The sequence below is a fragment of the Priestia sp. J2 genome (genome assembly GCF_020790095.1).
GTDB classification, from domain to species: Bacteria; Bacillota; Bacilli; order Bacillales; family Bacillaceae_H; genus Priestia; species Priestia zanthoxyli.
Genome location: NZ_CP086208.1, coordinates 2,498,394 through 2,521,511 on the forward strand (window position 1 = coordinate 2,498,394; position 23,118 = coordinate 2,521,511).

25 protein-coding genes and 2 riboswitches are annotated in these 23,118 nt (G+C 37.7%); of the genes, 7 read left to right on the forward strand and 18 right to left on the reverse strand.

Annotation, left to right across the window (positions count from 1 at the left end):
- Window positions 1-5 precede the first annotated feature (5 nt).
- Together uraD and uraH are read left to right on the forward strand one after the other, a co-directional pair.
- On the forward strand, window positions 6-533 hold the full coding sequence (gene uraD / locus LJY09_RS12540; RefSeq protein WP_028413185.1) for a 2-oxo-4-hydroxy-4-carboxy-5-ureidoimidazoline decarboxylase: 528 nt from the start codon (window positions 6-8) through the stop codon (window positions 531-533).
- Window positions 530-886 carry a hydroxyisourate hydrolase gene (gene uraH, locus LJY09_RS12545; protein ID WP_033579098.1) on the forward strand — a complete coding sequence of 119 codons (357 nt, stop codon included), beginning with the start codon at window positions 530-532 and terminating at the stop codon, window positions 884-886. Before uraD ends, uraH begins: the two co-directional genes overlap by 4 nt.
- A 34-nt stretch (window positions 887-920) precedes the next feature.
- On the opposite strand, the gene LJY09_RS12550 is transcribed toward uraH, so the two are convergent.
- Window positions 921-1,421, reverse strand: a complete 501-nt coding sequence (locus LJY09_RS12550; protein ID WP_028413183.1) for a GNAT family N-acetyltransferase — start codon at window positions 1,419-1,421, stop codon at window positions 921-923.
- Between the two features lie 415 nt (window positions 1,422-1,836).
- Here LJY09_RS12550 and LJY09_RS12555 point away from each other — a divergent pair, with 415 nt between their 5' ends.
- From LJY09_RS12555 to LJY09_RS12565, 3 genes are all read left to right on the forward strand, one after another.
- Window positions 1,837-2,331 (forward strand): hypothetical protein, encoded by a 495-nt coding sequence (locus LJY09_RS12555; protein ID WP_154972959.1) that lies wholly within the window; start codon window positions 1,837-1,839, stop codon window positions 2,329-2,331.
- 402 nt (window positions 2,332-2,733) lie between these two features.
- Window positions 2,734-3,672: a PD-(D/E)XK nuclease family protein gene (locus LJY09_RS12560; RefSeq protein WP_228307779.1), complete on the forward strand. Its 939-nt coding sequence runs from the start codon at window positions 2,734-2,736 to the stop codon at window positions 3,670-3,672.
- A 156-nt stretch (window positions 3,673-3,828) separates the two neighbouring features.
- On the forward strand, window positions 3,829-5,109 hold the full coding sequence (locus LJY09_RS12565) for an Nramp family divalent metal transporter (protein WP_154972961.1): 1,281 nt from the start codon (window positions 3,829-3,831) through the stop codon (window positions 5,107-5,109).
- A gap of 93 nt (window positions 5,110-5,202) precedes the next feature.
- Here LJY09_RS12565 and LJY09_RS12570 read toward each other — a convergent pair whose 3' ends face one another.
- From LJY09_RS12570 to LJY09_RS12580, 3 genes are all read right to left on the reverse strand, one after another.
- Window positions 5,203-5,712, reverse strand: coding sequence for a hypothetical protein (locus tag LJY09_RS12570; protein ID WP_154972962.1), 510 nt, complete (start codon window positions 5,710-5,712; stop codon window positions 5,203-5,205).
- A gap of 584 nt (window positions 5,713-6,296) precedes the next feature.
- Complete coding sequence (locus tag LJY09_RS12575) at window positions 6,297-6,590, reverse strand: hypothetical protein (protein ID WP_228307764.1); 294 nt, start codon at window positions 6,588-6,590, stop codon at window positions 6,297-6,299.
- A gap of 204 nt (window positions 6,591-6,794) precedes the next feature.
- Window positions 6,795-7,583, reverse strand: a complete 789-nt coding sequence (locus tag LJY09_RS12580; RefSeq protein ID WP_013057222.1) for an HAD family hydrolase — start codon at window positions 7,581-7,583, stop codon at window positions 6,795-6,797.
- Window positions 7,584-7,781: 198 nt separating this feature from the next.
- Here LJY09_RS12580 and LJY09_RS12585 point away from each other — a divergent pair, with 198 nt between their 5' ends.
- Window positions 7,782-8,234, forward strand: coding sequence for a MarR family winged helix-turn-helix transcriptional regulator (locus LJY09_RS12585; protein ID WP_033579104.1), 453 nt, complete (start codon window positions 7,782-7,784; stop codon window positions 8,232-8,234).
- 36 nt (window positions 8,235-8,270) lie between these two features.
- Here LJY09_RS12585 and LJY09_RS12590 read toward each other — a convergent pair whose 3' ends face one another.
- The 9 genes from LJY09_RS12590 to thiT form a co-directional block, all read right to left on the reverse strand.
- The gene (locus tag LJY09_RS12590; RefSeq protein ID WP_013083346.1) at window positions 8,271-8,705 is read right to left on the reverse strand and encodes a hypothetical protein; all 435 of its coding nucleotides are present in this window, start codon (window positions 8,703-8,705) and stop codon (window positions 8,271-8,273) included.
- Between the two features lie 141 nt (window positions 8,706-8,846).
- A complete protein-coding gene (locus LJY09_RS12595; RefSeq protein ID WP_098999377.1) occupies window positions 8,847-9,929 on the reverse strand; it encodes a tyrosine-type recombinase/integrase in 1,083 nt (360 codons plus the stop codon).
- A gap of 396 nt (window positions 9,930-10,325) precedes the next feature.
- Window positions 10,326-11,516, reverse strand: a complete 1,191-nt coding sequence (locus tag LJY09_RS12600) for a TcaA NTF2-like domain-containing protein (RefSeq protein ID WP_099331050.1) — start codon at window positions 11,514-11,516, stop codon at window positions 10,326-10,328.
- A 47-nt stretch (window positions 11,517-11,563) separates the two neighbouring features.
- The gene (locus LJY09_RS12605; RefSeq protein ID WP_226313297.1) at window positions 11,564-12,493 is read right to left on the reverse strand and encodes a TcaA NTF2-like domain-containing protein; all 930 of its coding nucleotides are present in this window, start codon (window positions 12,491-12,493) and stop codon (window positions 11,564-11,566) included.
- Window positions 12,494-12,635: 142 nt separating this feature from the next.
- Window positions 12,636-13,985, reverse strand: a complete 1,350-nt coding sequence (eat, locus tag LJY09_RS12610) for an ethanolamine permease (RefSeq protein WP_154972964.1) — start codon at window positions 13,983-13,985, stop codon at window positions 12,636-12,638.
- Window positions 13,986-14,006: 21 nt separating this feature from the next.
- Complete coding sequence (gene eutC, locus LJY09_RS12615; protein ID WP_098626582.1) at window positions 14,007-14,720, reverse strand: ethanolamine ammonia-lyase subunit EutC; 714 nt, start codon at window positions 14,718-14,720, stop codon at window positions 14,007-14,009.
- A gap of 14 nt (window positions 14,721-14,734) precedes the next feature.
- Window positions 14,735-16,105 (reverse strand): ethanolamine ammonia-lyase subunit EutB, encoded by a 1,371-nt coding sequence (locus LJY09_RS12620; protein WP_033579109.1) that lies wholly within the window; start codon window positions 16,103-16,105, stop codon window positions 14,735-14,737.
- Window positions 16,106-16,131: 26 nt separating this feature from the next.
- On the reverse strand, window positions 16,132-17,550 hold the full coding sequence (locus LJY09_RS12625; RefSeq protein WP_099331054.1) for an ethanolamine ammonia-lyase reactivating factor EutA: 1,419 nt from the start codon (window positions 17,548-17,550) through the stop codon (window positions 16,132-16,134).
- A gap of 156 nt (window positions 17,551-17,706) precedes the next feature.
- Window positions 17,707-18,315, reverse strand: coding sequence for an energy-coupled thiamine transporter ThiT (gene thiT / locus LJY09_RS12630; RefSeq protein ID WP_099331372.1), 609 nt, complete (start codon window positions 18,313-18,315; stop codon window positions 17,707-17,709).
- Window positions 18,316-18,347: 32 nt separating this feature from the next.
- A riboswitch (TPP riboswitch) is annotated at window positions 18,348-18,448 on the reverse strand.
- A gap of 174 nt (window positions 18,449-18,622) precedes the next feature.
- Window positions 18,623-18,807, forward strand: a riboswitch (Lysine riboswitch).
- Window positions 18,808-18,909: 102 nt separating this feature from the next.
- On the opposite strand from thiT, the gene LJY09_RS12635 reads away from it, so the two are divergent.
- The gene (locus LJY09_RS12635; RefSeq protein WP_047750873.1) at window positions 18,910-20,349 is read left to right on the forward strand and encodes an amino acid permease; all 1,440 of its coding nucleotides are present in this window, start codon (window positions 18,910-18,912) and stop codon (window positions 20,347-20,349) included.
- Between the two features lie 36 nt (window positions 20,350-20,385).
- Here the strand turns inward: LJY09_RS12635 and LJY09_RS12640 are convergent, their stop codons facing one another.
- From LJY09_RS12640 to LJY09_RS12660, 5 genes are all read right to left on the reverse strand, one after another.
- The gene (locus LJY09_RS12640) at window positions 20,386-20,754 is read right to left on the reverse strand and encodes a hypothetical protein (protein WP_099331056.1); all 369 of its coding nucleotides are present in this window, start codon (window positions 20,752-20,754) and stop codon (window positions 20,386-20,388) included.
- Window positions 20,755-20,857: 103 nt separating this feature from the next.
- A complete protein-coding gene (locus LJY09_RS12645) occupies window positions 20,858-21,349 on the reverse strand; it encodes a GNAT family N-acetyltransferase (protein ID WP_033579112.1) in 492 nt (163 codons plus the stop codon).
- 94 nt (window positions 21,350-21,443) lie between these two features.
- Entirely contained in the window at window positions 21,444-22,028 is a 585-nt protein-coding gene (locus tag LJY09_RS12650) for a cysteine hydrolase family protein (protein WP_033579113.1), read from the reverse strand.
- Between the two features lie 21 nt (window positions 22,029-22,049).
- Window positions 22,050-22,358 carry a cupin domain-containing protein gene (locus tag LJY09_RS12655; protein ID WP_013057236.1) on the reverse strand — a complete coding sequence of 103 codons (309 nt, stop codon included), beginning with the start codon at window positions 22,356-22,358 and terminating at the stop codon, window positions 22,050-22,052.
- The gene (locus LJY09_RS12660; RefSeq protein WP_099331057.1) at window positions 22,333-23,100 is read right to left on the reverse strand and encodes a YqcI/YcgG family protein; all 768 of its coding nucleotides are present in this window, start codon (window positions 23,098-23,100) and stop codon (window positions 22,333-22,335) included. The genes LJY09_RS12655 and LJY09_RS12660 overlap by 26 nt, the downstream gene beginning before the upstream one ends.
- Window positions 23,101-23,118 lie beyond the last annotated feature (18 nt).

Below are 23,118 nucleotides of genomic sequence, written 5' to 3' on the forward strand. Positions count from 1 at the left end.
TTAGTATGAATAATGTATCTGTGCAGTATGTAAATCAGCTTAGCAAGCAGCATTTTGTCTCATTAGTTGGCGATATATTTGAACATTCACCTTGGGTTGCAGAAGAAGCTTATTCTAAGCGCCCTTTCTCGTCCGTTGAACAACTTCATGGAAAGATGAAAGAAATTGTAGCGCAAGCATCTGTAGAAAAACAGCTTAAGTTGCTGAAAGCTCATCCAAATCTAGGTGAAAATATCGCTATGACATCTGCTTCTACTGAAGAACAAACAAAAGCAGGCTTACAAAACTTAACACAAAATGAGTATGAACAGTTTTCTTCTCTTAATGGAATGTATATGGAAAAGTTTCCTTTCCCTTTTATTTTGGCAGTACGAGGTAAACAAAAAGAAGATATTTACGAGGCAATGCAAAGTCGCTTACAGAATACCAAACAAACGGAGTTTGCTACAGCGTTAGAAGAAGTATATAAAATTGCTTTCTTTCGTTTAACTGATAAAATTACTGAAGATAAGGAGACAAAGAAACGAGCATGACTAAAATTACAACGCATATTTTAGACCTCACTCACGGATGTCCGGCTGCTTTCGTCAAAGTTGATTTCTATCACATCCAGTCAGAAAGTAAACGAATAAAGCTTTCTCATGGTACTACAAATGAAGACGGAAGATTAGCAAACCCGCTCTTCTCTTCTGAAGCGTTTGAATCAGGAGATTATGAACTTTTGTTCCATATTGGGGAATACTATAAAAAACAAGAAGTCCAAACAACAAATCCGCCCTTTTTAAATCAAGTTTCTGTTCGAGTCGGATTGTCTTCTGAACAAGAACATTATCACATCCCTTTGCTTGTATCACCGTGGGGATACCAAATTTATAGAGGAAGCTAAAAAAAGAAACGGCGTCTTTAAACGTCGTTTCTTTTTAATTCAGCAATTTAGACATATAGTACTCATCAATAAACAAACCGCCAATTCGCAGGGAATGTTTTTTCGTTCCTTCAATTTCGAATCCTACTTTATCATATAAAGAAAGAGCCTTTTCATGCTGTACAGCGACTGTGAGCTCAAGACGGTGAATATGGTGTTCTCTTGCCCATTCCTCAAGCGCAGCGAATAAAGCCGTACCAATCCCTTGATTTTGAAACGTTTTTCGAATACCTAATGTCAGAGCAGCGATGTGAGCGTTTCGGTTAGCTTCACCCCCTGTTGCAGCTATATATCCCACAAGCATCTCGCTTTCTTCTGCTACAATAATCGTAGAGTTTGGCTGTTGCTTAAAGATTTCGATGTTTTTCTCCTGCTGATCCGTACTCAGCTTTCGCTCTCCGCTTTCGAACAGCATAAACTTACTTTCTTCTTCAATCTGTTTAAGCAAATCTACAAAGTTTGCAGCATCATGTAATTCTAGTTCTCTAATTTCCATGCTGATCCCCCTTTTTTGTGTCCCTTTTGTTTGTATATGTATTGGTTCACCTTTATAAAATATAACTTTACAGTTTCTTACGAAAAATACGACTTTTTAAGAAGTGGAAGTAGAACAAAAAACCTACTAATCTCCCTTTTTTTGAAATGCTTTTTTCCTCTGTATAATTTTAAATCACTTATCAACTTCTGTAAATTTTTTAGATTCCCTCTTTTAATTTCCATTTATTTTCCTTTTCTGCGGGGTTGATTTTGATCTAAGGGGATCTTTTATAGAAAACACATGACTATTATCCTGTTTTTTGTGAAGAAAGAAAGCAATAAATGTAATTTCACTTGTAATCGTTTAGAATAGAAAAAGTGGAAATTTTATGTACCTATCCTCCTTAATTATTGGTCTGTGAAAGGAAATTATTATGAAAGTACAACCCGCAAAATGTGGTGTATATGTCTTAAGCGGTCTAGGAGCTGTTACGGTGTTCTTCTTACTTTTACTTAAGAACAGTGCTTTCTTTCTAGAGGAAGAATACGATCAAAACAAACCTGAAGCTGCGCTTGCGGTCAACGAACATACCTATCACCTTCACAAAGGTTCTATTAACTGGTCAAACGGCCGTTCAACAACAAAAAAAGAAATAAATGTATATGATTTATATACATACATATCGCAGCAAAAAAGTATCCCTTTAAAGCAGCAACAATTGGTTAAGCTCCATTTTTCCAACCTAGACGGCGCTTATATTCGCGGCGTGAGCGTGCATATATGGAGAGATAATGGTGAAAAAACCAAGCTGTTTGTCAAAAATAATGAATTTAAGATTCCTGAAAATCAAGGTTTTTACGTTGTAGATATTGTGATTAACTCTACAAGAGGAACCATGCAATATGCGGCAAATGTGCAAATACAGTAAGTTTGGCTGCAGTAAATAAAAGGGGCAGAAATTATAGAAGGGATCAAAAAGTTATCACAAAAAAAGAGAGCAATATGCTCTCTTTTTTATAAAATGAAAAAGACGTCCACGCAGGACGTCTTTGATGCGTTTGTGGCGGGGACCGTGTGACCACATTCACACGTTTAGCTCGAAAGCATGTCCTTCGACTTACACAAATTAGCTCATCGCTTTATTAATATAACATCTGCCATAGAAAAAAGCAACCAATTTTTAAATAGTTTTTTCTATTTATACATATTTCGCAAGAATCCACAAAATAATATGCATGCGTAGCTATTCACTCTCTACACTTTTAGTCTATTTTAACTCATATACGAATACACTAATAGACCAACCTATGCGCAGTTTTTGAAAAAGGATGTGAATAGCTTGTTTCAAATCACTGATTTCCCTGGATTTTCATGGTCCTATTCCAGGCATAAAATGATCACACAGTGCAAACGAAAGTATGCATATCATTATTATGTCTCACACAACGGATGGCTTGACAGCGCTTCTGCACAGTCTCAAAGCGCTTATCGTTTAAAAAAGGTTTCTACTTTATCTATGTACGCAGGACAAGCCGTCCGTCAGGTGATTACAGAAGCCATTTCTGACTATACATCTACACAGATTGTCCCGGGTGAACAAAATTTAGTGAAGAAAGTACAGCAGCTACTAAATAACGCACTGCGTGATTCTACTGACTATGGAGAGCTTTGGTATCATAAGCCTGCTCAGTATAAGATGCTTTTAGAATTCTACGAAAACGGCTATATCTCTAAAAAAGATCTTAAAGACATGCAAAAGCGGGTACACATTTGTGTACATAACTTTTTACAAAGTAAATCGTTTTGCGACGTGGTGTCTTCACCTTCTTTAGAAGTAGATTCTCCTCAGTCGTTTCGTTCTATAAATGTGTATGACCATAAAGTATATGCGCCTTTTCATTCCCTTTTTAAAAATCCAGTCACAGACGAATTTACGATTGTTGATTGGAAAACAAGTAAACAAACAAAAGATGATTTGTTTCAACTGGCAATTTACGCTCTCTACGTGCTAGCTGAATATAATATTTCCGTTGATCAGATAAAAGTCCGAAACGAATACTTGCTTTCAGGCAGTGCGCGTACGTATCAGCTTACTCTTCACGAAATTGAAGCTGTTCTTCGGCAAGTCGATACAAGCATTGACTATATGAAAACTTTTTTGGAACACTCAGAGGTAAATCAACCTCTTCCGCTTGAGCATTTCCCTCAAACAGATACGCCTTCCTCCTGTCACGGGTGTGCATTTAAAGAATTGTGCCAAACGGGATAAAAAACAGCTGAAGATGATTTATATTTCTTGCTAAACTTTTTTATTGTCAAAAGAACCTTTACTAGCATATAATTTGCATTAAGGAAACATTTTATACTTCATATAAAAAAATTAGCTTGGGCTATTTATTGTTCATCAAAGAAAGGAGCACTAGACATGAAAGATCAAAACGGCAGTAAAGCATTATCAGCTATGCAGCTAAGTGCTCAAGACGTATTGTCGGGTAAAACAAAAGGAATTAAGCGATTATTACCTTTCTTAGGGCCTGCCTTTATCGCAGCGGTTGCTTATATTGACCCAGGTAATTTTGCTACTAACATCGCAGCAGGCTCTCAATACGGATACATGTTGCTTTGGGTTGTATTAATTTCTAACTTAATGGCTGTCTTAATTCAATCGTTATCAGCTAAATTAGGTATTGCAACAGGCTTGAATTTACCCGAGATAGCACAGGAACACTTCCCGTCCTTCGTTTCTTTTGGACTTTGGATCCAAGGGGAATTAGTCATTATGGCGACGGATTTAGCAGAATTTATTGGGGCTGCTCTTGGAATTTATTTATTATTTCATATTCCTTTGTTCCCAGCTGCACTCATCGCAGCGGTAGGTTCTTTTGCTATTTTAGAGTTACAAAGACGAGGTGTTCGACTGCTAGAAGCAGCGATTGCGGCAATGGTTTTTATTGTGGTATTAGCTTTTGGGACTCAAATGTTTCTTGCGCATCCAGACGGCGCAAGTGTTGTCCAGGGCTTATTTGTCCCTCAGTTTCACGGGACAGACAGCGTGCTGTTAGCTTCTGGGATTTTAGGTGCTACAGTTATGCCGCACGCGATTTATTTGCACTCAGCTCTTACGCAGCGCCGCGTGGTAGGAACTACAGAATCGGAGAAAAAAGCGATTTTCCGCTTTGAATTTATCGATATTGTGATTGCCATGATTATCGCTGGTGCAATTAATGCAAGCATGCTGATTGTCGCAGCCGCTCTATTCTTTAAAAACGGACTAAACGTGCAAGATTTGGACGTGGCTTTTACACAATTTGAACATTTAATTGGTCCTTTTGCAGCTATTGCGTTCGGTGTTGGATTATTATCTTCAGGACTTTCAAGTTCTTCGGTCGGAACAATGTCTGGAGATGTCATCATGCAAGGATTTATTAAACGCAGAATTCCTTTATATCTTCGTCGTTTCATTACAATTATTCCGCCGCTTTTGATTATCGGACTTGGCGTAAATCCAACAAGTGCACTAGTTGTCAGTCAAGTTATTTTATCGTTCGGAATTGCATTTGCGCTTGTACCTCTTATCATGTTTACAAGTAATAAAAAAATCATGGGCGGGTTGGTTAATCATAAAGCAACAACTACTGTAGCTTGGGTGATAGCTGCATTAGTTATTTGTTTAAATATCTTTTTGATTTACCAAACATTCGCATAGTAAATAAATCAAACTTTCAAGAAAAAACAAAAAAGAGACCCTGAAAAGTTAGATATAGTCTAACAATTGGGTCTCTTTTTTATTATTTTTTTATTAAACGATAGTAAAAATGAAGTAGACGAGAGTTCCAATAATGGCCGACAGTACTAAGCAACCCAGTGGATATAAATAAGAATAGTTTTCTTTACGGATTGAAAGAAGGCGATCCACAATAAAAATAAGAATGACGCCCAACATTCCGAATTCAAACATTAATAACCCAAAAATGGCGTGAAATATGAATGACATGATAAAATCAATTTTTTTACCACGGTCTTTTACAAAAGCACTGACTAATAAATCAACGATAACCGTGCCTAACGTCCCCATTATTAAAAAGAAGGGTGTAAAAAATAAAAGGTATAAAGGAAATAAATCAATGAAATTCGGACTGGTTTTTTTAATAGAAAAATTAGGAATTGATTCTTTTATACCTGGCATAAAACAAAAAAGTAAAGTAAAAAGAAACGCAGCTATAATGGCGGCTGATAGCTTTCTATTTAAATGCATGTTTATTTTTTTATTACTAAATTCAGTAGTTGTTTTTGTATGTTTATGATTCATATGTCTTTAACGTGATGTACGCACCTTTTCCTTTCTCATAACTTTTTTATTTATATTTTATGTCTATCTTTTGGTACCAGCAGTTACAATGATACACGTTCTTTTTGAACTTGACTACACTAACGCGTTTTATGTCTATTCTCTTTTTCTTTTTATGTCTATCGTTTGCTCTTTCTATGAGAAACAAGATAGTTTTACAAAAAAACGCCTTCTTTTTCTATACAACAAAAGATAGGCGTTTTTTTCTGTATGTAATTAATAATCTTGTTTGGCTTCTTCAAACTTAAACACATCTGCTCGTTCTGATTGCTGTGTAATTAACAGGTTATACGTATGGTTGGCCTTTTTTGGAATTTTAAATGCAACATCGAGGTTAAGTGGTTCATCGTCAGATAGTGACGGTGATGGAAAAGCTGTCCACAGGGTGTGCGGGGTTTCTGTCGATAAATTTCCTCCATCAGACGGTTCGTAGGTTTGATAAGTTGCTGTGTCTTGTAATGTAAACGTTGTGTCGTTTAATACTACAGCCGAATGTTCATTAGGTGTTCGCTGAAACTGAACGGATACGACAATGTACTGGGTGTTTACTTGTTTAGCTCCTTTAACAGGATAAAATTGTGCATCCGTTGTGAAACATAATATTGACCGTGTTTTGATTGTTCGCCAAACGCTAATCGATCATCGGTTTCATCTTCTGTCGCTACCCTGCTTACAGGCGCCATCGTTTCATCTGTTGCTGAAATGGTGTCTGCTCCAGGGGCATGTTTAGGTTGAGGTTTTTTGTAAGTGACGTGCGTATCGCCTTGTTTGTCTTCACAAGCGGCGAGACTTGTGAACAAAACAGCCGCTACAAGGCTTCTGGTAACTATTTTCTTCATGTTATTCCTCCAATGACTAGTCTATATACTATGCTACATGGTATTTATCTGGGAATCGAGGATAAGATTGGTTTACTATGCAGGAAGAAGAAAAAGTGACTGAAGTCAGTGAGATTTGGAACGGATATAGGACTTTCAGAGACTTTTGTTCTTGTTTTTACAACAAAAAAAGAGACGATTTACGCCTCTTTTTGTTTGTTCGTATTACGAATTTAGTTCATCTAAAATTGAATGCAGTTCACTTAAATGGGTAATTTCATAAGTAGGAATGACTTCATTTCGCTCTTTATCGTGACGATTAATCCATACAGATTTCATTCCAACGCGAGAAGAACCCAGTATATCTGTCATTAAATTATCTCCAACCATGATCGCTTCATCTTTCTTTAAATCCATAAGTGATAAAGCATGGTCGAAAATAGATGGATCAGGCTTACCCCGGCCAAATGCCCCTGAAATCACAATCTCATCAAAATATGGAACTAGTTCTGATGTAATATCTAATTTGGTATTTTGTAAGTCAGGTGAACCGTTTGTTAACAGCAGCAGCTTGTACTTTCCTTTTAATTGATCAAGCACTTCAAACGTTTCTTCGTATACAAACGGTGTTTTGCGGCGCTCTAAAGGAAAACGTTCAGCTAATTCCGCTCCAAAAGCATCGTCGTGAATTCCTAGAGCACGAAGGCCTCGAGTCCAAGCTTCTTTGCGATAAGTAGGAACAATATCTTTCATTTTGCGGAATTCATCATGATCGTCTAAAAAATTTCCCCATAACCCTTCAAATGGATTAATGCCAATCATTTGCGTAAATTCATAGGTTTCATACGAAGCATATAATTCTCTTGCTTCCTTACGCACCGCTTCTTCTAGTTCTTCAGGTTTTAGATTATATTTTTCACTTGCATATGTACATGTTGCAACGAATGCTTCTTTTACGCTTTTTTGATCCCAAAGTAGCGTGTCATCTAGGTCGAAAAAAACCGCTTTAATCATGGATGTGTGTACCCCCTACTGTTTTTGAAAAAGTTTAACTATTCTTACACTAGATTACAAGGATACACACAATAAGTCTAGTGTATTTGCAATTTATTGTGTAAATTTATTTTTATAAAGGATCACCTTTACAAACAAATTTACAGAAATAAAAACAGCTGATATAATCACAGCAGGTATATATGCAGGAGGTTTTATATGGAATCGTTAGAAGAAATATTCGGCATTCCCACCGTTCGTACAAGTAAGCGCTTAAGCAGAGTCGTTGCCGCACACTTACGTCCTTTTGGGATTACGCCAGAACAGTGGACCGTTTTAAAGCGCGTATCAGAAGCTGAATATAGTACACAGAAGCAATTAGCTGAGCGAGCAGATAAAGATCAAGCGACGCTGACTAAAATTTTAGATTTACTAGAAAAACAAAATTGGATTCAGCGTGTTAGAAATCCAGAAGATCGCCGCTCGTTTTTTATTCAAATAACAGAAGACGGCCTGCGTTTAAAAACAGAAGTGACGCCTGCTGTAGAACAGGTATTTTCCGAATTAACGTCTCAGCTAAACGAGCAGCAGGTAAAGATTTATACCGACACTTTACAAAAACTTGAATTCCGCGCCGAACAATTGCTTCAAGACGCAGAAAACCTGCGTTAAATACCCAAAACCCCACAGGTAACATTCTGCGGGGTTTTATACGTAGTTGGCAATACATAATACTTCTTTAATTTTTGAAATCACTTGTTTGGTTTCATCTGTTAAAGAGGTGAATTTAAACGCGATGGATTCTGCATTTGGATTAATGAAGGGTTCTTTATTTGTGTCTTTGCGGTAGTCTTCAATTTGTTCTAAACAATATTTTAAAATAAACGACAAGTTTGCACGTCGAAATCTCAAACTGACGGTAGAAGGCCATCTTTTTTGAAACTGATTGCTCCCTTCATATTGAATCGCTCCGATGTAGCGTTCTCCGGATAAAAAAGATTCTTTACTTCGATATAGCTGAACGGTTTGGGCTGTTCCGCTCCAGTCAATATAAATACCTGCTGTTTCACAAACTTCGTATATGTAATGAAAAAGCTCCGTTACTTCTCCGAAATGGTAGTGAAGCGGATGTTTAGCCGTCATAGGTAGCTCCCTCCTTTATCGACTTTCTACCATTATATTGTAGGAAAAGTAACTTATTCATTTATACAACTTATTTCATACGCATGAGCAGTAAAAATGAAAATATATATTTTTTAGTTTACATAAAAATATTATAAGTAATTAGCGATAGCCCGACTTTCGAAACGCGTCGTATACCGTATCCTCTTGAAGTTTTTCAAGATAAACGTTCGTTGTAGCAATAGAAGAATGCCCCACTACTTGTTTCACAACCGCAAGCGGAACGTCATTAGCTAAACTGTTTGTAATAAAGGTATGACGAAACCAATGAGGAGAAATAGACGCGTTTCCTTTTACTTTATAAACAGCTGACTTAATCGTTCGATACAATGTTGTATAGGATAATCGCTTCTTTTCGCCGGTACGATAATACTCTTTAATAGAGTAAAAAAGCGGTTCAGTGTCAAAAGGACTTAGTTCGGTGCTTTCGTTTAACGCTTGCCGATAAGTGAAAAGTGTTTCTTTCACATCATCAAACACGGGAATAGTGCGTTCTTTTTTTCCTTTACCAATCACATCTACAACCAAATTTCCGCGGCGGTCTTCGCGGAAGCTTCCCCAATTTAAACTTAGCAGTTCACTTGAACGCATTCCACTCATATACAAAAGCATTCCCATTAAGCGGTTGCGCGCTTTAAATTCCTTTTCATGCTGGCGAATGCGCACGACGGATTCTAACGCATTTACAATTACCTGTGCTTCGCGATCGGTTAGCTCTCGGTATTCGGTACGATTTTGTTTTTCCTTATCACTGTAATGTCCTTTTGCGATAGATGGTTTTTCAATCCACGTCGTATACAGCGAAGGATAAAAATGAGTAGCGTGTCCAAACTCTAGCATTCTTCTAAAAAATTCTAGTTTTCTTGCAGCGGTGCGATTGGCATATTGATTCATCATTTCTTCATTAAATAATTTGACTTCCATAAATCCAATCGATTTTAATGTAATCTCTCGTTCATAAAAAAAAGACAGAATCGTTTTCATGTCTTGATTGTAAGATCTGATCGTATGAGGAGAAAGTGATTTTTTGATAATACGCATTGAAAAAAAGAGCTGAATAAATTCTTCATCTGAAACGTGCTTTAAATTCAAGTTGTTATCTTCATCTAACAGCTCTGCCTCTTCCCACTGCTCTTTTAGCTGGCGAAACGAATTTTCCGCAGGCGATAATTCAAATTCTTCCATTTCAACCCTCCTAATTACCACAAATAAATGAATACCTTTTAAATGATCCAAAATGGTATATAACGAATTTTTATCAAACTGCAACAAATACCATTAAAATTTTTCAAAAACCTCTCAAAACTCAATTTAGAAAGCCGTTTTTTTAAGATTTTAATAAAAACATCCATTATATGTAAAATAAATTCTATTTTCTGCTTATTACTCTACTTTATCATATGAACGCTTGATAAGGAAGAGTTATCTTGCGTTAGTTAACTAAAGGATTCTATTTGTGTTATACAGTAGAACACTATTAGAAGTTTAAGCGGTACTGACTTTGGATAATCAGTAAATTAGATTGACGTCCTCAAAGGAGCCTCTTTACAAATAAAAACATCACGCTTGGCGTGATGTTTTTTAAAGTGATTCAATTTTAGTCAGGTGCAGCTGTTTGTTGCTGTAAGAAACGGTATACGTTCGGTAATACTCTTTTTCTTGACTTTGACCGTTCGTTGTAATGGAAATGACTTCTTTCGTTTGGATTGTATAGACCGCTTCGTCCTCTTCTTCACTCACAGATTCCACGTCTAATACCGAATAATCAACGAGTTCTTCTCGAATGTCTCTTTCATACAGCATTTTCACAAGTTGCTTTTGATCATTCCATAAAACACTATCCCGCTGGATATAAGGCTGTACGTGTTCAAATTTATTCGTGTTAATGGACTTTGTTAAATCTTGCAAATAATGTTCAATAAAAATATCTGCTGTTTCTTGATCAACCTTTTGGATGTTTTTAAAATTAAAATCTTTTTCATCCTTCTCTTCTTTTTCTTTTTCACCTTCGGTAAAATCGTCGATTCGCTGAGAGCTGATTTTGCTGATGGCATATTTTTTATTGTTCTCTTTAAAAATCAAAATTTCTTCCTTTTCCCCTTTTTCATTTGTACGAGTGGTTTCACCTTGGTATGAAATATCACTCGAAGGATTAATTGACTTTACGTATTCGATATATTCATCGGCCGTAATGTTCAGGTATTTTTGATGATAGGTAACTTCATCCCATTCATTTAACTTCCAGTGCTTATTAACGTATTTAAAATTCATGTAAATGGTCAGGCCGCCGCTTCCTTCTTTACTAATTGGCTCAATGGCTGATACTGAAAATTGTCCAGCGTGGTTGTTAATAAGTTCAAAGCGAATAAGGTGAGTTACATCAGGAAAAAAGCTCATATTACATTCTTTGCAGTAATAGTTAGTAGAGATACTTTTTAACTTTGTTGCAATTAAAGACGATGTCGCATATGGCGTTAGCGCTTTTTTTAATGTTTCATACTCAGCAGGGTTAGATTCATTTTCCCATTCATACTCTTCACCCAATTCTTTATAGGTACTTGAAATTTTGTTCATCGTCTCAACCGCAGTTTTTTCTGCTTTTTTTTCTGATACAAGATCAGGTGGAAGAGAGGACTTAGCTTGATCTTTTGGGATCACTTCATCTGAGGAAGGTTCGGTTGGTTTGGATAACTTAACTGTTTCTTTTTCTTCACAGGCTGTCAAAACCATTAGCAGCAGTAGAACGAATGCAATCGTCCATTTTTTATGCATAAGGTGTCCTCCTCAATGCCGAATTTAGTCTGTTTTAAAAATGATCTTTAATTCTCAAACGTATCGAGCACGTAATCACCGCTTGGAATTCCCCACTTTGCCTTTTTATTTTGATCTGTTTTAGCAAGCAATGAAATCGAATTTTCTTTGAGCGTAATGACAATTGTTCCTTTATTTCCTTGTCCATCATTTTCATATTCAATGGCTGCTTGGTTATTTTCAAAGCGAATATTTTTTTGTTCAACGGTTGACACGCGGATTTTGCTAGGTGGCTGGTACGAATTTATTTTAATCGTTGCTTCCGAGTTGGATGTAGCAAGAAATTGAATGATAGGAGATCCGTTATCATTGCCAGTGGTCCATTTTCCATCGTAGTCGTGTAAATCTGTTGTTTGTGTAGTGGGAGTTTCAGTGCTTGCATTTGGTTTAGATGAAAAGTCAAATGGTTCTACACTGGATAACTTTAACGTATCGTTTTGATAAACGGCTGTATAAAGGCGGTCACAAATTTTAGTATAAGGATCTTTACCCGGCTGCTTTAATAAGCTTTCTTCGTGGGTTTGTATTTTGAACACATGGTTAGGTTCTTCATACCAATTGACAATATGAAACGTTTGCTTCTTCTGCTCGATGCCTTGGCGTGTGAAATTTTCAACAAGAAGGTTCTGCTCTTTATAAAAAGAACTGTCTGTTTTCAAAAAAGCTTTTAGATCATCAAAGGAGTTTTGATCAACTGCTTTTCCAAACGCTGAAAAGTAATCAGTCATCCACGCTGTAATAAATTTTCCGGTTATTGCTTCTTTATCTAAATCAATCGATTGAATGCTTTCTACCTGTGTTTTTGGTTCATTTAGTACTTTTTTTGCATCTTTTTCTACTATCATGGTATTTCCGTCTTTTATTGTCTCTTCTTGCTGACAGGCTGATAACAGAATAGATGAAACAACCGTGATAATGATTGTATTACGTTTGTTCATCATAATTGCCCCTTCTTTATCTAATATAAATGTATGTATATTCTTCCAACAAACAGACCTAGTATATCATTCTACAAAAAAACGCTCAACCCTTTAATTTCACAAGAAAAACGGCTTGCCTTTACAGCGAGCCGTTTTTTTCCTATTTAATTGATGCTTCTTGATACGAATTGGCTCCTTCTTTTTTGAGCTGTCTAGAACCATAAAAGACATAGTAAATAATTGAAAGAAGGAAAATTCCAAGAATCACATACATTAAAGGTAGAGAAACGCCAAACAACATTAAACTTGTTGTAAGCACACTGTATTTTATAATGCTGTATAAGCACAGAATCCCTAATACTAAGGCAATGCTTGGCACTACCGGGTAATTTACTTTAAAAGGACGAGACAAGTTAGGTTCTTTTTTGCGTAAAATAAAAAGAGAAACTAAACTGATGCAGTACATCATCATTGCTCCGAATACAGATAAGATAATAAGGGCATTGGCAAACGTGGCAGATCCTGCACAAATCACACCGATTGCTCCCGGAATCAACAAACCACCGACAGGAACTCCTTTTTTATTCGTTTTAGCAAGAAATTTAGGGAAGTAACCATCTCGTGCAAGCGCATAGGTTTGTCTTGAAAATCCCATGATGATTCCATTTAAACTAGCAATCAATCCGAATAGCCCGATAATAGCAACAACGGTTGAAATGCCGTTTCCGTATACAGAAGACAGTGCCTGTGGAAGTGGATAATCAGCTAGCTTTCCGCTTCCTCCGCCAAGTCCTGCTGTTACAAATAGTGTAAACAACGTTGCGGTTGCAAGAGTAATAATCGCTCCAATAAATCCTTTAGGAATGTTTTTCTTAGGGTTTTCCACTTCTTCCGCTGCCATTGCTCCGCCTTCTATTGCAAGATAGAACCAAACAGCGAATGGAATAGCCGCTAGTACCCCTGTTGGCCCGTTAATAAATGAATGATCGTTGAAAATATTTGATGTTTGTACATGAGGCAAACCAGCTACATAAAAAATAGATAAACCAATTAGTGCAACAATGGTAGCTGTAAGCTCAATCACCGCTACTTCTTTTACCCCGATTAAATTTAGTAAAACAAAGAAAATAAAGGCACCTACCGTTGCATATACAGGGTTAACGGCTGGGATAAGAAAGTGCAGGTATGCTCCTGTTGATACCGCAATAGCAGGAGGAGCAAAAATAAATTCAAGCAAGCATGCAATTCCGGCGATATATCCGCCAAAAGGTCCAAGTGCTCTTCTTGCATAAGCTGAAGGTCCACCAGCTTGCGGGATAGATGTTGAAAGCTCTGCATAGCTGAACATAAACGTTGTGTAAAACACCGTTACAATTAAGGTTGCAATTGCAAGTCCGATAATCCCGCCTTGTTCAAACCCGTAGTTCCACCCAAAGTATTGTCCTGAAATAACCATACCAACTGAAATAGCCCATAAATGAATAGGTTTTAATTGTTTTTGTAACGCCATACGTTCTCCTCCTTTTGATGTTTAGACAATAAGATGTACACCGCTTGTTTGCTGCTTAATCATTTTGTCAATCATGGTACCGATATGTGCGGCTGCCTCAATAGGAGGCGTTCCTCTTTTATGAATATTAGAAATAACCATACGATCAGACTCTTTTTTGCCTTTGCTAGGTTCATAGCACATGTAAGCACTCATGGATTCAGCACTGACCAGCCCAGGTCGCTCTCCAATCAATAGCACAAGTGCTTTTGGCTTTATGATTTCACCAATTTCATCCATACATGCAACTCGTCCTCCTTTTACAAAAAACGAAGTCCCGATACGAAGTCCATATGACTCCAGTGAATCAATTAAAGCAGGATACACGTCGCTCATGTTTTCTTCAATTGCCTTAGCGCTCAGTCCATCTGATACCACTACTTGTACATCAGGCTGTGGCACGCAGTTTTTTAAAATCTCTTTCTTAGCGTCATCTGCTAATAACCTCCCTTGATCCGGCCGTTTTAAATAATGTTCTTTTGACTCCGCGCGTGTATTCACAGAAAAAAGGTTAAACTCAGATAGAATATCTTCTGAAACTGAGCCGTATACAGAGTCTACGGCTGCGGCATGATCTGTGCGAAAAGATAAAACGTCTTTTGTTAGCGGCCTTGTTCCCGTACGACCAACACCTATGCGGGCAGGGGTAAATTGTTTAAGTGTTTCAAGCGGATCGCGATTTGACTTTGGTATCATAGTAAGCACCTTCCTTAAATCAAATTCATAAAAATAGTTGGGTCTCCAGCTCTTGATGTGAAGCGTCCGTTTTCCATAATACGCTGATCTTCAAGCCATTTTTGAAATAACGGCGTTGGGGTACGGCCAAGTACATTGCGCACGGTTGCGATATCATGATAACTAAGAGACTGATAGTTTAGCATGCAGTCATCAGCCATGGGCACTCCTATTACAAAGTTCACCCCAGCTGTTCCTAGAAGCATACTTAAATTATCCATATCGTTTTGATCAGCATCCATGTGGTTGGTGTAACATACGTCTACTCCCATAGGCAAGCCGTGCATTTTTCCCATAAAGTGATCTTCTAACCCAGCCCTTAGAACTTGTTTGCTGTTATATAAATATTCAGGTCCAATAAATCCAACAACCGTGTTAACTAAGAAAGGCTTGTAGTGGCGAGCTAAGCCGTAGCATCTAGCTTCGAGCGTTACTTGATCAATATTATAGTGGGCTTCTGCTGACAGTTCAGAACCTTGTCCTGTTTCAAAATACCAGCGGTTCGGACCTTTTGCTGTCCCTTTTTCATGAATTAACGCTGTCGCTTCATCGAGCATAGACAGTGAAATCCCAAATGAATCATTACCGGCTTCTGTGCCTGCTAAACTTTGGAAAATCAAGTCAGCAGCTGCTCCTTTTTCGATTGCTCTCATTTGACTCGTCACATGTGATAATACACAGTTTTGAGTAGGAATTGACCATTCGTTGATTATATTTTTTGTTTCATTTAAAAGCGCGTAGATATTATCCGTTGTATCAATAACAGGGTTAATTCCGATAACCGCATCTCCAATTCCATAGCTTAACGCTTCGTAGAGAGATGCTCTCATTCCTTTTAAGTTATCTGAAGGATGATTAGGCTGGGCTCTTGAAGCCAATACGCCTTTTTGACCGATAGTCGTTTGACAAGTAGTTTGCACTTCTATCTTGGCAGCTCCTTGAATTAAATCTAAATTGGACATAATTTTAGTAGCTGCCGCAATCATTTCGCTGTTTAATCCCTTGCTAAGCGCAAGAAGGTCTTCTCCGGTATGCTCATCAGATAAGATGTATTCTCTTAACTCCCCTACTGTCCAATTTTTAATAATGTCGTAAACCGATGAATCAATCTGACTTTCGATTAATGCCGAGACGTTGTCTTCATCTGCGCTTAGCAGCGGGTAATTTCGAATATCAGCAAGTGTGATATCAGCTAGCACTTGTTTGGCTGCCATTCGTTCTTTCATTGACTCAGCGCTAACTCCTGCGAGCTGATCTCCAGAACGTTCTTCGTTTGCTTTGGCCATAATTTCTTTTAAGCTATAAAATGAAAATGTTTCTCCTAACAACCGGGTAGTTTTAAACATCTTTTCCTCCTTGTATGTTCAGTTGATTATGATGAAAAAGCGAGTGTTTTAATCGAAACAGAGATTGCCTCTCCAGCTACGGGTAACCCTAGATCGATATAATCTCCGTGGGTAAAGTCAATTTGATCTAAACAAATAATTTCTAATTCGTTCTCCTGTTTGGCTAGTGCTTGTCCTAAAGCTTTAGCAATATCCTGCTCGCATAAAACAACGAGGCACTTAGCTCCTTTAAAACAAGCACCAAATTCAGCGCTTATTACTTTTGCTAATTCTTGCAGCATTCTATAGCTGCAGTAAGGGAAATGAGATAAAGCAATAGCAACGGGAGGATCTTCTGCGCTGAAAACAGTTGAAGCCTGCATACATGCCGTTCGAGCTCTTTCTTGAAACAGCTGCGGATTCCACTCCTCCTCTTGCTGTACGGGTATCTCTATAATCGGAATATTTTTTAGCGGCAGCCGCTTTGATTTAATGTATACGGTTGATCCGCTAACTTCTGTATTTTGCATACCAGCTCCAATGACAGTGGCTCGCGTTGTTTCAGCGGCTTGAGATACCTGTATGGCTTGAAACTGATAAGCTAGCAGCGGACCAATGTCTCCGTGTATGGCCACTTCCTTCACTGTTTTTGGTTTCTCCTTCTCTATCATGGCTCCTACTCCTCCCGAGACCATGATTGTCTCTGGCCGAGTAGAAGATCTTGTATGAGGGGAAACGAGCAGCAAAGAGGTTTGCTTCAGTGCGCTCACATAATCCACGGTTTCTTTAGCTAGCAATTTGCAAATAGACGAGAGTTTTTCAAATGTTGCTTTTTCGCCTTCTTGAAGCATCAGAGAATTATTTTTTAAAAATTCAGTTAAATAAGACGAAACGTAGGTAACAATACCATCTTCGTTTAGTCGAATTAATCTTCCGCCTACATGCAGGGTAAACGTTTCAATCACTTTTCCATTTTGACATAAGGCGATGTTAGCAGTGCCTCCACCTACATCAATATTGGCAATCACTTTATTGGTTTCAGCAGAATGTTCGATTGCTCCCGATCCTTTTGCCGCTAACATTCCTTCTAAGTCAGCACCAGCTGTTGCAACAACAAAATTCCCAGCGTGTTCAGCTAGATAGTGAACGATACTCTCTGCATTTTGCTTCCGAGCCGTTTCTCCTGTGATGATCACAGCACCCGCCTCCACTTGATCTAAGGAGATCCCTGCTTTTTTGTACTCTTTTTCTAGTAATAGCGTTAACCTTCGAACATCGATTTCAACCTCGTTTACCATAGGTGTTGTATAGATGGAACTTGCATACGTTACGCGACGATCAATAATTTGACAGCCTGGCAGCGTAAACTGATTTTGTTGATTTGCTATTAACAGTTTGCTTACAATCAGTTTTGTTGTGCTTGTTCCAATATCTAAACCTATGCTCGTGATCCATTTCTGTAGCATACGATCAATCCTTTATCTCGTTTGAATATGTTGACTATCATAAAACAGTTTTTTGAATATTTCACTAACTATGTTATCAAACCTGACACACTTTTGTGTAAACAAAGGTGACAAATAAGAAAAAAGACTAAATCTTGGCAGATTTAGTCTTTTTTCTTATGATGAGTGTGATTTAGTTACAATCATTCTTGATGCCGATGGGATTAACAGTGAAAGGATAATTAGACATGATAGCAACGACCCAATCATCGAAATCCCATTCATGGAGAAAGAATACCATAGAACAGGCATTCCTTTTGGTGCAGCAAATCCCCAAAATATTAAACCTGCAATAAAATGGCAAAAATAACGAGCAAAACTTCCTATAATTAAAGATAAGATAATAAAAAAGAAAGCTTTTGATCTTTGATTATTAGCTAAATATCCTTTAATAGAACTAGAGAAAATCCCGCCAAATCCAATAAAGGTAACAGCGATAATATACTCTATAAAAGCTTGCAACGGGGTTAAAATATACGCATTTCCTAAAGCTAGTTGTAATATTCCCCATAGAAATCCAGATAAAGCTCCTCCTTTAACTCCCCATCGAAAACACATAATAAAGATAGGAACCATAGAGAACGAAATGCTTACACCTATTGCAATTTTTATAGAAGGTAAAAGATCAATCAAAAAAGCCAATGCTGCAAAAATAGCTATTTCAATTTTAGCCTGTAAAGGTAATGCTTTATTCACGTTTCTCACTCCTGTTTTTGAATCATTCATATCAAACGGTTTACACAGGAGTAAGCAAATATATGCTACTATTCCCACATTCCTACGCTAGCGTTAACTAACAGGTTCGAAGGGTCTGAACATTTCGTTCACTCTCAGCACGGCGGCTCCCCCTGTGGTACGTTTGGATATTTATGTAGTATAAAGACAATGTTTATTATACCATACGTAACAAAATAGATTCGAGAGATTTCAAAGATGTTTCTATTTTCTGAATCTATTTTTTATAATGACAATCGTTTTAGTATTTGTTATACTTCTTTTATGTCAATTGAATATAAAAAACCCTCATCCTAATCGATGAGGTAGAGGTCGCAGTTTTTAATAGTAAAGTAACGGAAATGCAGAGAACATTGAGGATGTTGCTTGAAAGGAAAAATTGCCGAAGTTTAAATCACTTCTCGGTTGATTTAAGCTGGGGCTGTCTCCGAACAGGAACAGAACTGTCACATCATGCGAGTGATGTGAAGAGCTATCTTCACGGAAGGTTGACGCGGTTTTCAGATTTAAAAGCGCGCACATATACTGCGGGCTTTTTTTATGTTATCCCGTCTCTTTCCGTACATTCGAAAGGAGTATTTATCTATGCAAGAGCAGCAAGAATTAAAACGTGGGTTGAAATCTCGCCACTTAACGATGATTTCATTAGGAGGAGCCATCGGAACCGGCTTATTCCTAGCAAGTGGTGGAGCAATTCACACAGCAGGACCTGGGGGAGCGCTTTTAGCTTACGCTATTATTGGCGTAATGGTTTACTTTTTGATGACCAGTCTAGCAGAGCTCGCAGCTTATATGCCTGAAGCTGGTTCATTTAGTACGTATGCGTCTCGTTTTGTAGATCCATCCTTTGGTTTCGCTCTCGGCTGGAACTACTGGTATAACTGGGCTATTACGATTGCAGCTGAATTATCTGCTGGAGCCCTTATTATGAAATTTTGGTTCCCGAACTCTTCTTCTATTTTATGGAGTGCCCTGTTTTTATTAATTATGTTTGGGCTTAACTACCTTTCTGTAAAAGGATTTGGTGAATCTGAATTTTGGTTTTCGTTAATTAAAGTAGTAACGGTTATTATCTTTTTAGTTATTGGTATTATGATGATTTTTGGTATCTTTAACAATGAAGCACCAGGTTTTAAAAACTTCACGCTTGGTGATGGACCGATTCACGGTGGATTCTTCACTGTACTAGGTATCTTTATGGCAGCTGGTTTTTCATTCCAAGGAACAGAGTTGCTTGGAGTCGCAGCTGGAGAAAGTGAAGATCCGGAAAAAACGGTTCCTCGCGCAGTTAAACAAGTCTTCTGGCGCATCTTGTTATTTTATATTTTAGCTATTTTTGTTATTGGAATGCTTATTCCATACACAGCGAATTCATTAGCAAGTGATGACGTGCGAGTAAGTCCGTTTACTTTAATATTCGAACGAGCAGGTCTGGCGTTTGCAGCATCAGCGATTAATGCCGTTATTTTAACAGCTGTTTTATCTGCTGGTAACTCAGGAATGTATGCTTCTACGCGTATGCTGTGGAACTTAGCGAAAGATGGAAAAGCACCAAGGTTCTTAGCAAAAGTGAATAAACGAGGCGTTCCAGTTAATGCCTTAATCGCAACGGCACTTGTCGGTACACTTGCATTTGGTGCTTCATTTTTTGGAGACGGTGCGGTATATACGTGGTTACTTAACGCTTCTGGTATGTCTGGTTTTATTGCTTGGTTAGGAATTGCGATCAGCCACTATCGTTTTAGAAGAGCATTTGTTGCTCAAGGTCATGATTTGAGTGAACTTCCATATCATGCAAAACTTTTCCCATTTGGCCCTATCTTTGCCTTTATTTTATGTGCCGTTGTTATTTTAGGCCAAAACTATTCGGCGTTTATGGGTGACTCGATTGACTGGTACGGTGTACTTGTTTCTTATATCGGACTTCCTTTATTCTTAATTGTTTGGTTAGGATACAAATGGACGAAAAAGTCGAAGCTTATCCCGTTAAAAGAATGTCAAGTAACAGTGAAAAAATACGAATAAAAAAAGCTCTCTATTCTTTTGAATAGAGAGCTTTTTTTATATGAGCTGATCGGCAAAATGAAGAGATATATAAGCGGATTGGTTTTTCATAACAAGCATATAACCTTTGAGGGGACGGTTATAGTAATCAGCAGCTTCGATATAATAAATACGCTGAATTAACCTGCTTAAATGAGTTGCAAAAGATGGAAGTTGGTGATTAGGAATGGTTTGGATGTAGTCTATGATTTCTTGTTTAGTTTGAAGGCCTGAACGGGTACATTCTAACAGATGAAAAAGCGGATCTGCTGCTATAGTAGATAGTTCAGAATTGTGTTTGATTCTATTCAGCTGGATATGCAGTTCATTTTGGGACCATTTTTTCGGCACAGCTCTTAGATGTTGATATTGAAAATGTGTACTCATGATAGCTAACACCTTTCGTATTAAAATAATAAAACAACTTATTATTTTAATAACCTTTACACATGAAACTAAAACGTTACAATGTGTAAAGGTGTCATACATCTTATAAAATAAGCTGATAAAAAAGTACATCTTGCCACTGATCAAATTTCCAGCCCACTTCTTTAAACTCTCCGCAAAATGTAAAATTAAATTGCTCATGCATTTTGATACTGATATCATTCCCTTTTGTAATTCCTGAAATGACAACGTGATGGTCGAGCTCTTTAGCTAATTCCAAAATGCGCTTCATAAGCTGTTTCCCAATACCATGCCCTTGTTGATTTTTATCAATATAAATCGATAGCTCTACTGTTTGAATGTACGCTTCTTTATCTCGATACGAGGAAAGCGAAGCATAGCCCGCTACTACTCCATCTTTTTCCGCGACAATAAGTGGAAAAAGTTCATTGCTAATATGATTATTAAACCAGCCCCTTCTTTGTTCTACTGTTACAGGCGTTAAGTCAAAAGTAGCAGCACTTGTTTGAACGGATTGATTATAAATTTCAACAAGCATAGGTAAATCTTCTTCTTTAGCATAACGAATGATCATATGTACAAACTCCTTATAGTATAGAATTATCTTTATTTTACTTCTTTTAAGAAACATAATCTACATAAAAAACCGATGTGCGCATGCACATCGGTTATTGGTTTTGGGCATATTGAAAGGTTTGAAGGACTTGAAGAGTCTCTTTTGTAGAAACGACCGTTGCAAACTCTCCGTGCAAGGAAGACAGTGCGAATGTATGTACATCTTCTGCAAGAAGTCTGGTTTTTCCATCGTAGGACATACAATCAAAACAGGCCGTTGCATCGTTCACAACATACGTCCTATACCCTAGATTTCCAGCCATGCGCGCAGTCGTAGAGACGCAGTGATTAGTAGTTAGTCCTATTAAGATAAGCGTATCATAGCCATTTGCTTTTAAATAGCTATCTAGCTCTGTTCCAATGAAACAGCTGTTCACGTGCTTGCGAATTAAGTATTCGTCTTCTTGTGGACCAAATCCTTCTTTGAACTGAAACCCCTTTGAACTTGGATGTAAAGGAGAGTCTGGATTTTCTGATGCATGCTGCACGTGAATGACAGGATAGTCTTGGCGCCTCCATGCTTGCAGTAGCGTCAGCATATTCTTTTCTGCATCTAAATTGTTTCTTTCTCCCCACTGGGGTGAATAAAACCCTTCTTGTACATCGATAAGTAGCAACACTGGCCGGGAACGTAGCATAAGCATCATCTTCTTTCGTCTTTATTTTAAAATGGAAATAACGTATGTGCATCCATCAGGACCGGCTTTTGAAGAATGAACCGTTTGTTTCGGTAAATGTATCCGATCTCCGGCCTGACATAGAACCGTATCACGTTCAACTGTAAAGTAAATAGATCCTTCAAGGATATGAAGAATTTCATCAGTTGGATGCGTATGAGACGGATGTGTTTGAAAAGCAATATCGTGCTGTACTTCAACGTATCCAGTATACGCCGGAAGCAGCTCTTTAATTACTTCTTCAAACTTTCCGCCAACTCCTTTTTTAATAGAGGCTTTTTTTACGTCCATGCTGCTCACTCCTTTTTAATTTAAATGGACACTGTCCGGTAGTATGGTTATTATCATCGTGTAAAAAATATTGTTTCCACTCTCTGTTTTCCTGCTGTCCATACCAGCCTAACTCAGGGTGAGCTGATACGTCATCATATGTTTTTAACCGATCGCGGACGACTTTTTGTACATGCTTCCCTATTTTTGAATCTCCTGTCATACCTTCAAACACCCACCGCGGCTGAAATGTAATCATAAATCCTCTGCTCTTACGGCTTTTACGTAGAGAATGAGCAGGCGTATTACAGACGACAAAAATAGGTTCTCCGTGAAAACAAAATTCCCATAATGCATCTTTTGGGTCTTTCGGAATATCTTGCGGCCATTTCTTTTGATCAATTTGATGAAGAAACGTCAGCGTATCCCAAAACATCGTTTCGTACTCTTCCATTGACCGTTCTTTATGTTCAGGCTTAAAGAATAACACAAAGGATGTATAGCGACCTATGGTCTTAAATGTATCTATGTATTCTCTAAGTGCCGCCGCTGCATGTTTAATATCTTGATAGTTATAAGGAGTCGTCACAAATGAAAAACGCAGTAAATCTTTTTTAAAGCCTTCTACCCCTAATATACAGGGAAATGGATTTTCTTCTGATAATATATCGCTTTGGAAATATTGAAAAGCATCTTTCCCCCAGAACGGGACGTGCGTTGACTCTAAAATCTCATTAGCTCGAAAAAGCATTTTTGATACCATTAAAACCCTCCTTATGGA

Bases quoted from the DNA above. Each gene is read 5' to 3' on its own strand.
- uraD (WP_028413185.1), top strand. From the start codon at position 6: ATGAATAATGTATCTGTGCAGTATGTAAATCAGCTTAGCAAGCAGCAT.
- uraH (WP_033579098.1), top strand. From the start codon at position 530: ATGACTAAAATTACAACGCATATTTTAGACCTCACTCACGGATGTCCG.
- LJY09_RS12550 (WP_028413183.1), bottom strand. From the start codon at position 1,421: ATGGAAATTAGAGAACTAGAATTACATGATGCTGCAAACTTTGTAGAT.
- LJY09_RS12555 (WP_154972959.1), top strand. From the start codon at position 1,837: ATGAAAGTACAACCCGCAAAATGTGGTGTATATGTCTTAAGCGGTCTA.
- LJY09_RS12565 (WP_154972961.1), top strand. From the start codon at position 3,829: ATGAAAGATCAAAACGGCAGTAAAGCATTATCAGCTATGCAGCTAAGT.
- LJY09_RS12570 (WP_154972962.1), bottom strand. From the start codon at position 5,712: ATGAATCATAAACATACAAAAACAACTACTGAATTTAGTAATAAAAAA.
- LJY09_RS12575 (WP_228307764.1), bottom strand. From the start codon at position 6,590: ATGAAGAAAATAGTTACCAGAAGCCTTGTAGCGGCTGTTTTGTTCACA.
- LJY09_RS12580 (WP_013057222.1), bottom strand. From the start codon at position 7,583: ATGATTAAAGCGGTTTTTTTCGACCTAGATGACACGCTACTTTGGGAT.
- LJY09_RS12585 (WP_033579104.1), top strand. From the start codon at position 7,782: ATGGAATCGTTAGAAGAAATATTCGGCATTCCCACCGTTCGTACAAGT.
- LJY09_RS12590 (WP_013083346.1), bottom strand. From the start codon at position 8,705: ATGACGGCTAAACATCCGCTTCACTACCATTTCGGAGAAGTAACGGAG.
- LJY09_RS12595 (WP_098999377.1), bottom strand. From the start codon at position 9,929: ATGGAAGAATTTGAATTATCGCCTGCGGAAAATTCGTTTCGCCAGCTA.
- LJY09_RS12600 (WP_099331050.1), bottom strand. From the start codon at position 11,516: ATGCATAAAAAATGGACGATTGCATTCGTTCTACTGCTGCTAATGGTT.
- LJY09_RS12605 (WP_226313297.1), bottom strand. From the start codon at position 12,493: ATGAACAAACGTAATACAATCATTATCACGGTTGTTTCATCTATTCTG.
- eat (WP_154972964.1), bottom strand. From the start codon at position 13,985: ATGGCGTTACAAAAACAATTAAAACCTATTCATTTATGGGCTATTTCA.
- eutC (WP_098626582.1), bottom strand. From the start codon at position 14,720: ATGATACCAAAGTCAAATCGCGATCCGCTTGAAACACTTAAACAATTT.
- LJY09_RS12620 (WP_033579109.1), bottom strand. From the start codon at position 16,105: ATGTTTAAAACTACCCGGTTGTTAGGAGAAACATTTTCATTTTATAGC.
- LJY09_RS12625 (WP_099331054.1), bottom strand. From the start codon at position 17,550: ATGCTACAGAAATGGATCACGAGCATAGGTTTAGATATTGGAACAAGC.
- thiT (WP_099331372.1), bottom strand. From the start codon at position 18,315: ATGAATGATTCAAAAACAGGAGTGAGAAACGTGAATAAAGCATTACCT.
- LJY09_RS12635 (WP_047750873.1), top strand. From the start codon at position 18,910: ATGCAAGAGCAGCAAGAATTAAAACGTGGGTTGAAATCTCGCCACTTA.
- LJY09_RS12640 (WP_099331056.1), bottom strand. From the start codon at position 20,754: ATGAGTACACATTTTCAATATCAACATCTAAGAGCTGTGCCGAAAAAA.
- LJY09_RS12645 (WP_033579112.1), bottom strand. From the start codon at position 21,349: ATGATCATTCGTTATGCTAAAGAAGAAGATTTACCTATGCTTGTTGAA.
- LJY09_RS12650 (WP_033579113.1), bottom strand. From the start codon at position 22,028: ATGCTACGTTCCCGGCCAGTGTTGCTACTTATCGATGTACAAGAAGGG.
- LJY09_RS12655 (WP_013057236.1), bottom strand. From the start codon at position 22,358: ATGGACGTAAAAAAAGCCTCTATTAAAAAAGGAGTTGGCGGAAAGTTT.
- LJY09_RS12660 (WP_099331057.1), bottom strand. From the start codon at position 23,100: ATGGTATCAAAAATGCTTTTTCGAGCTAATGAGATTTTAGAGTCAACG.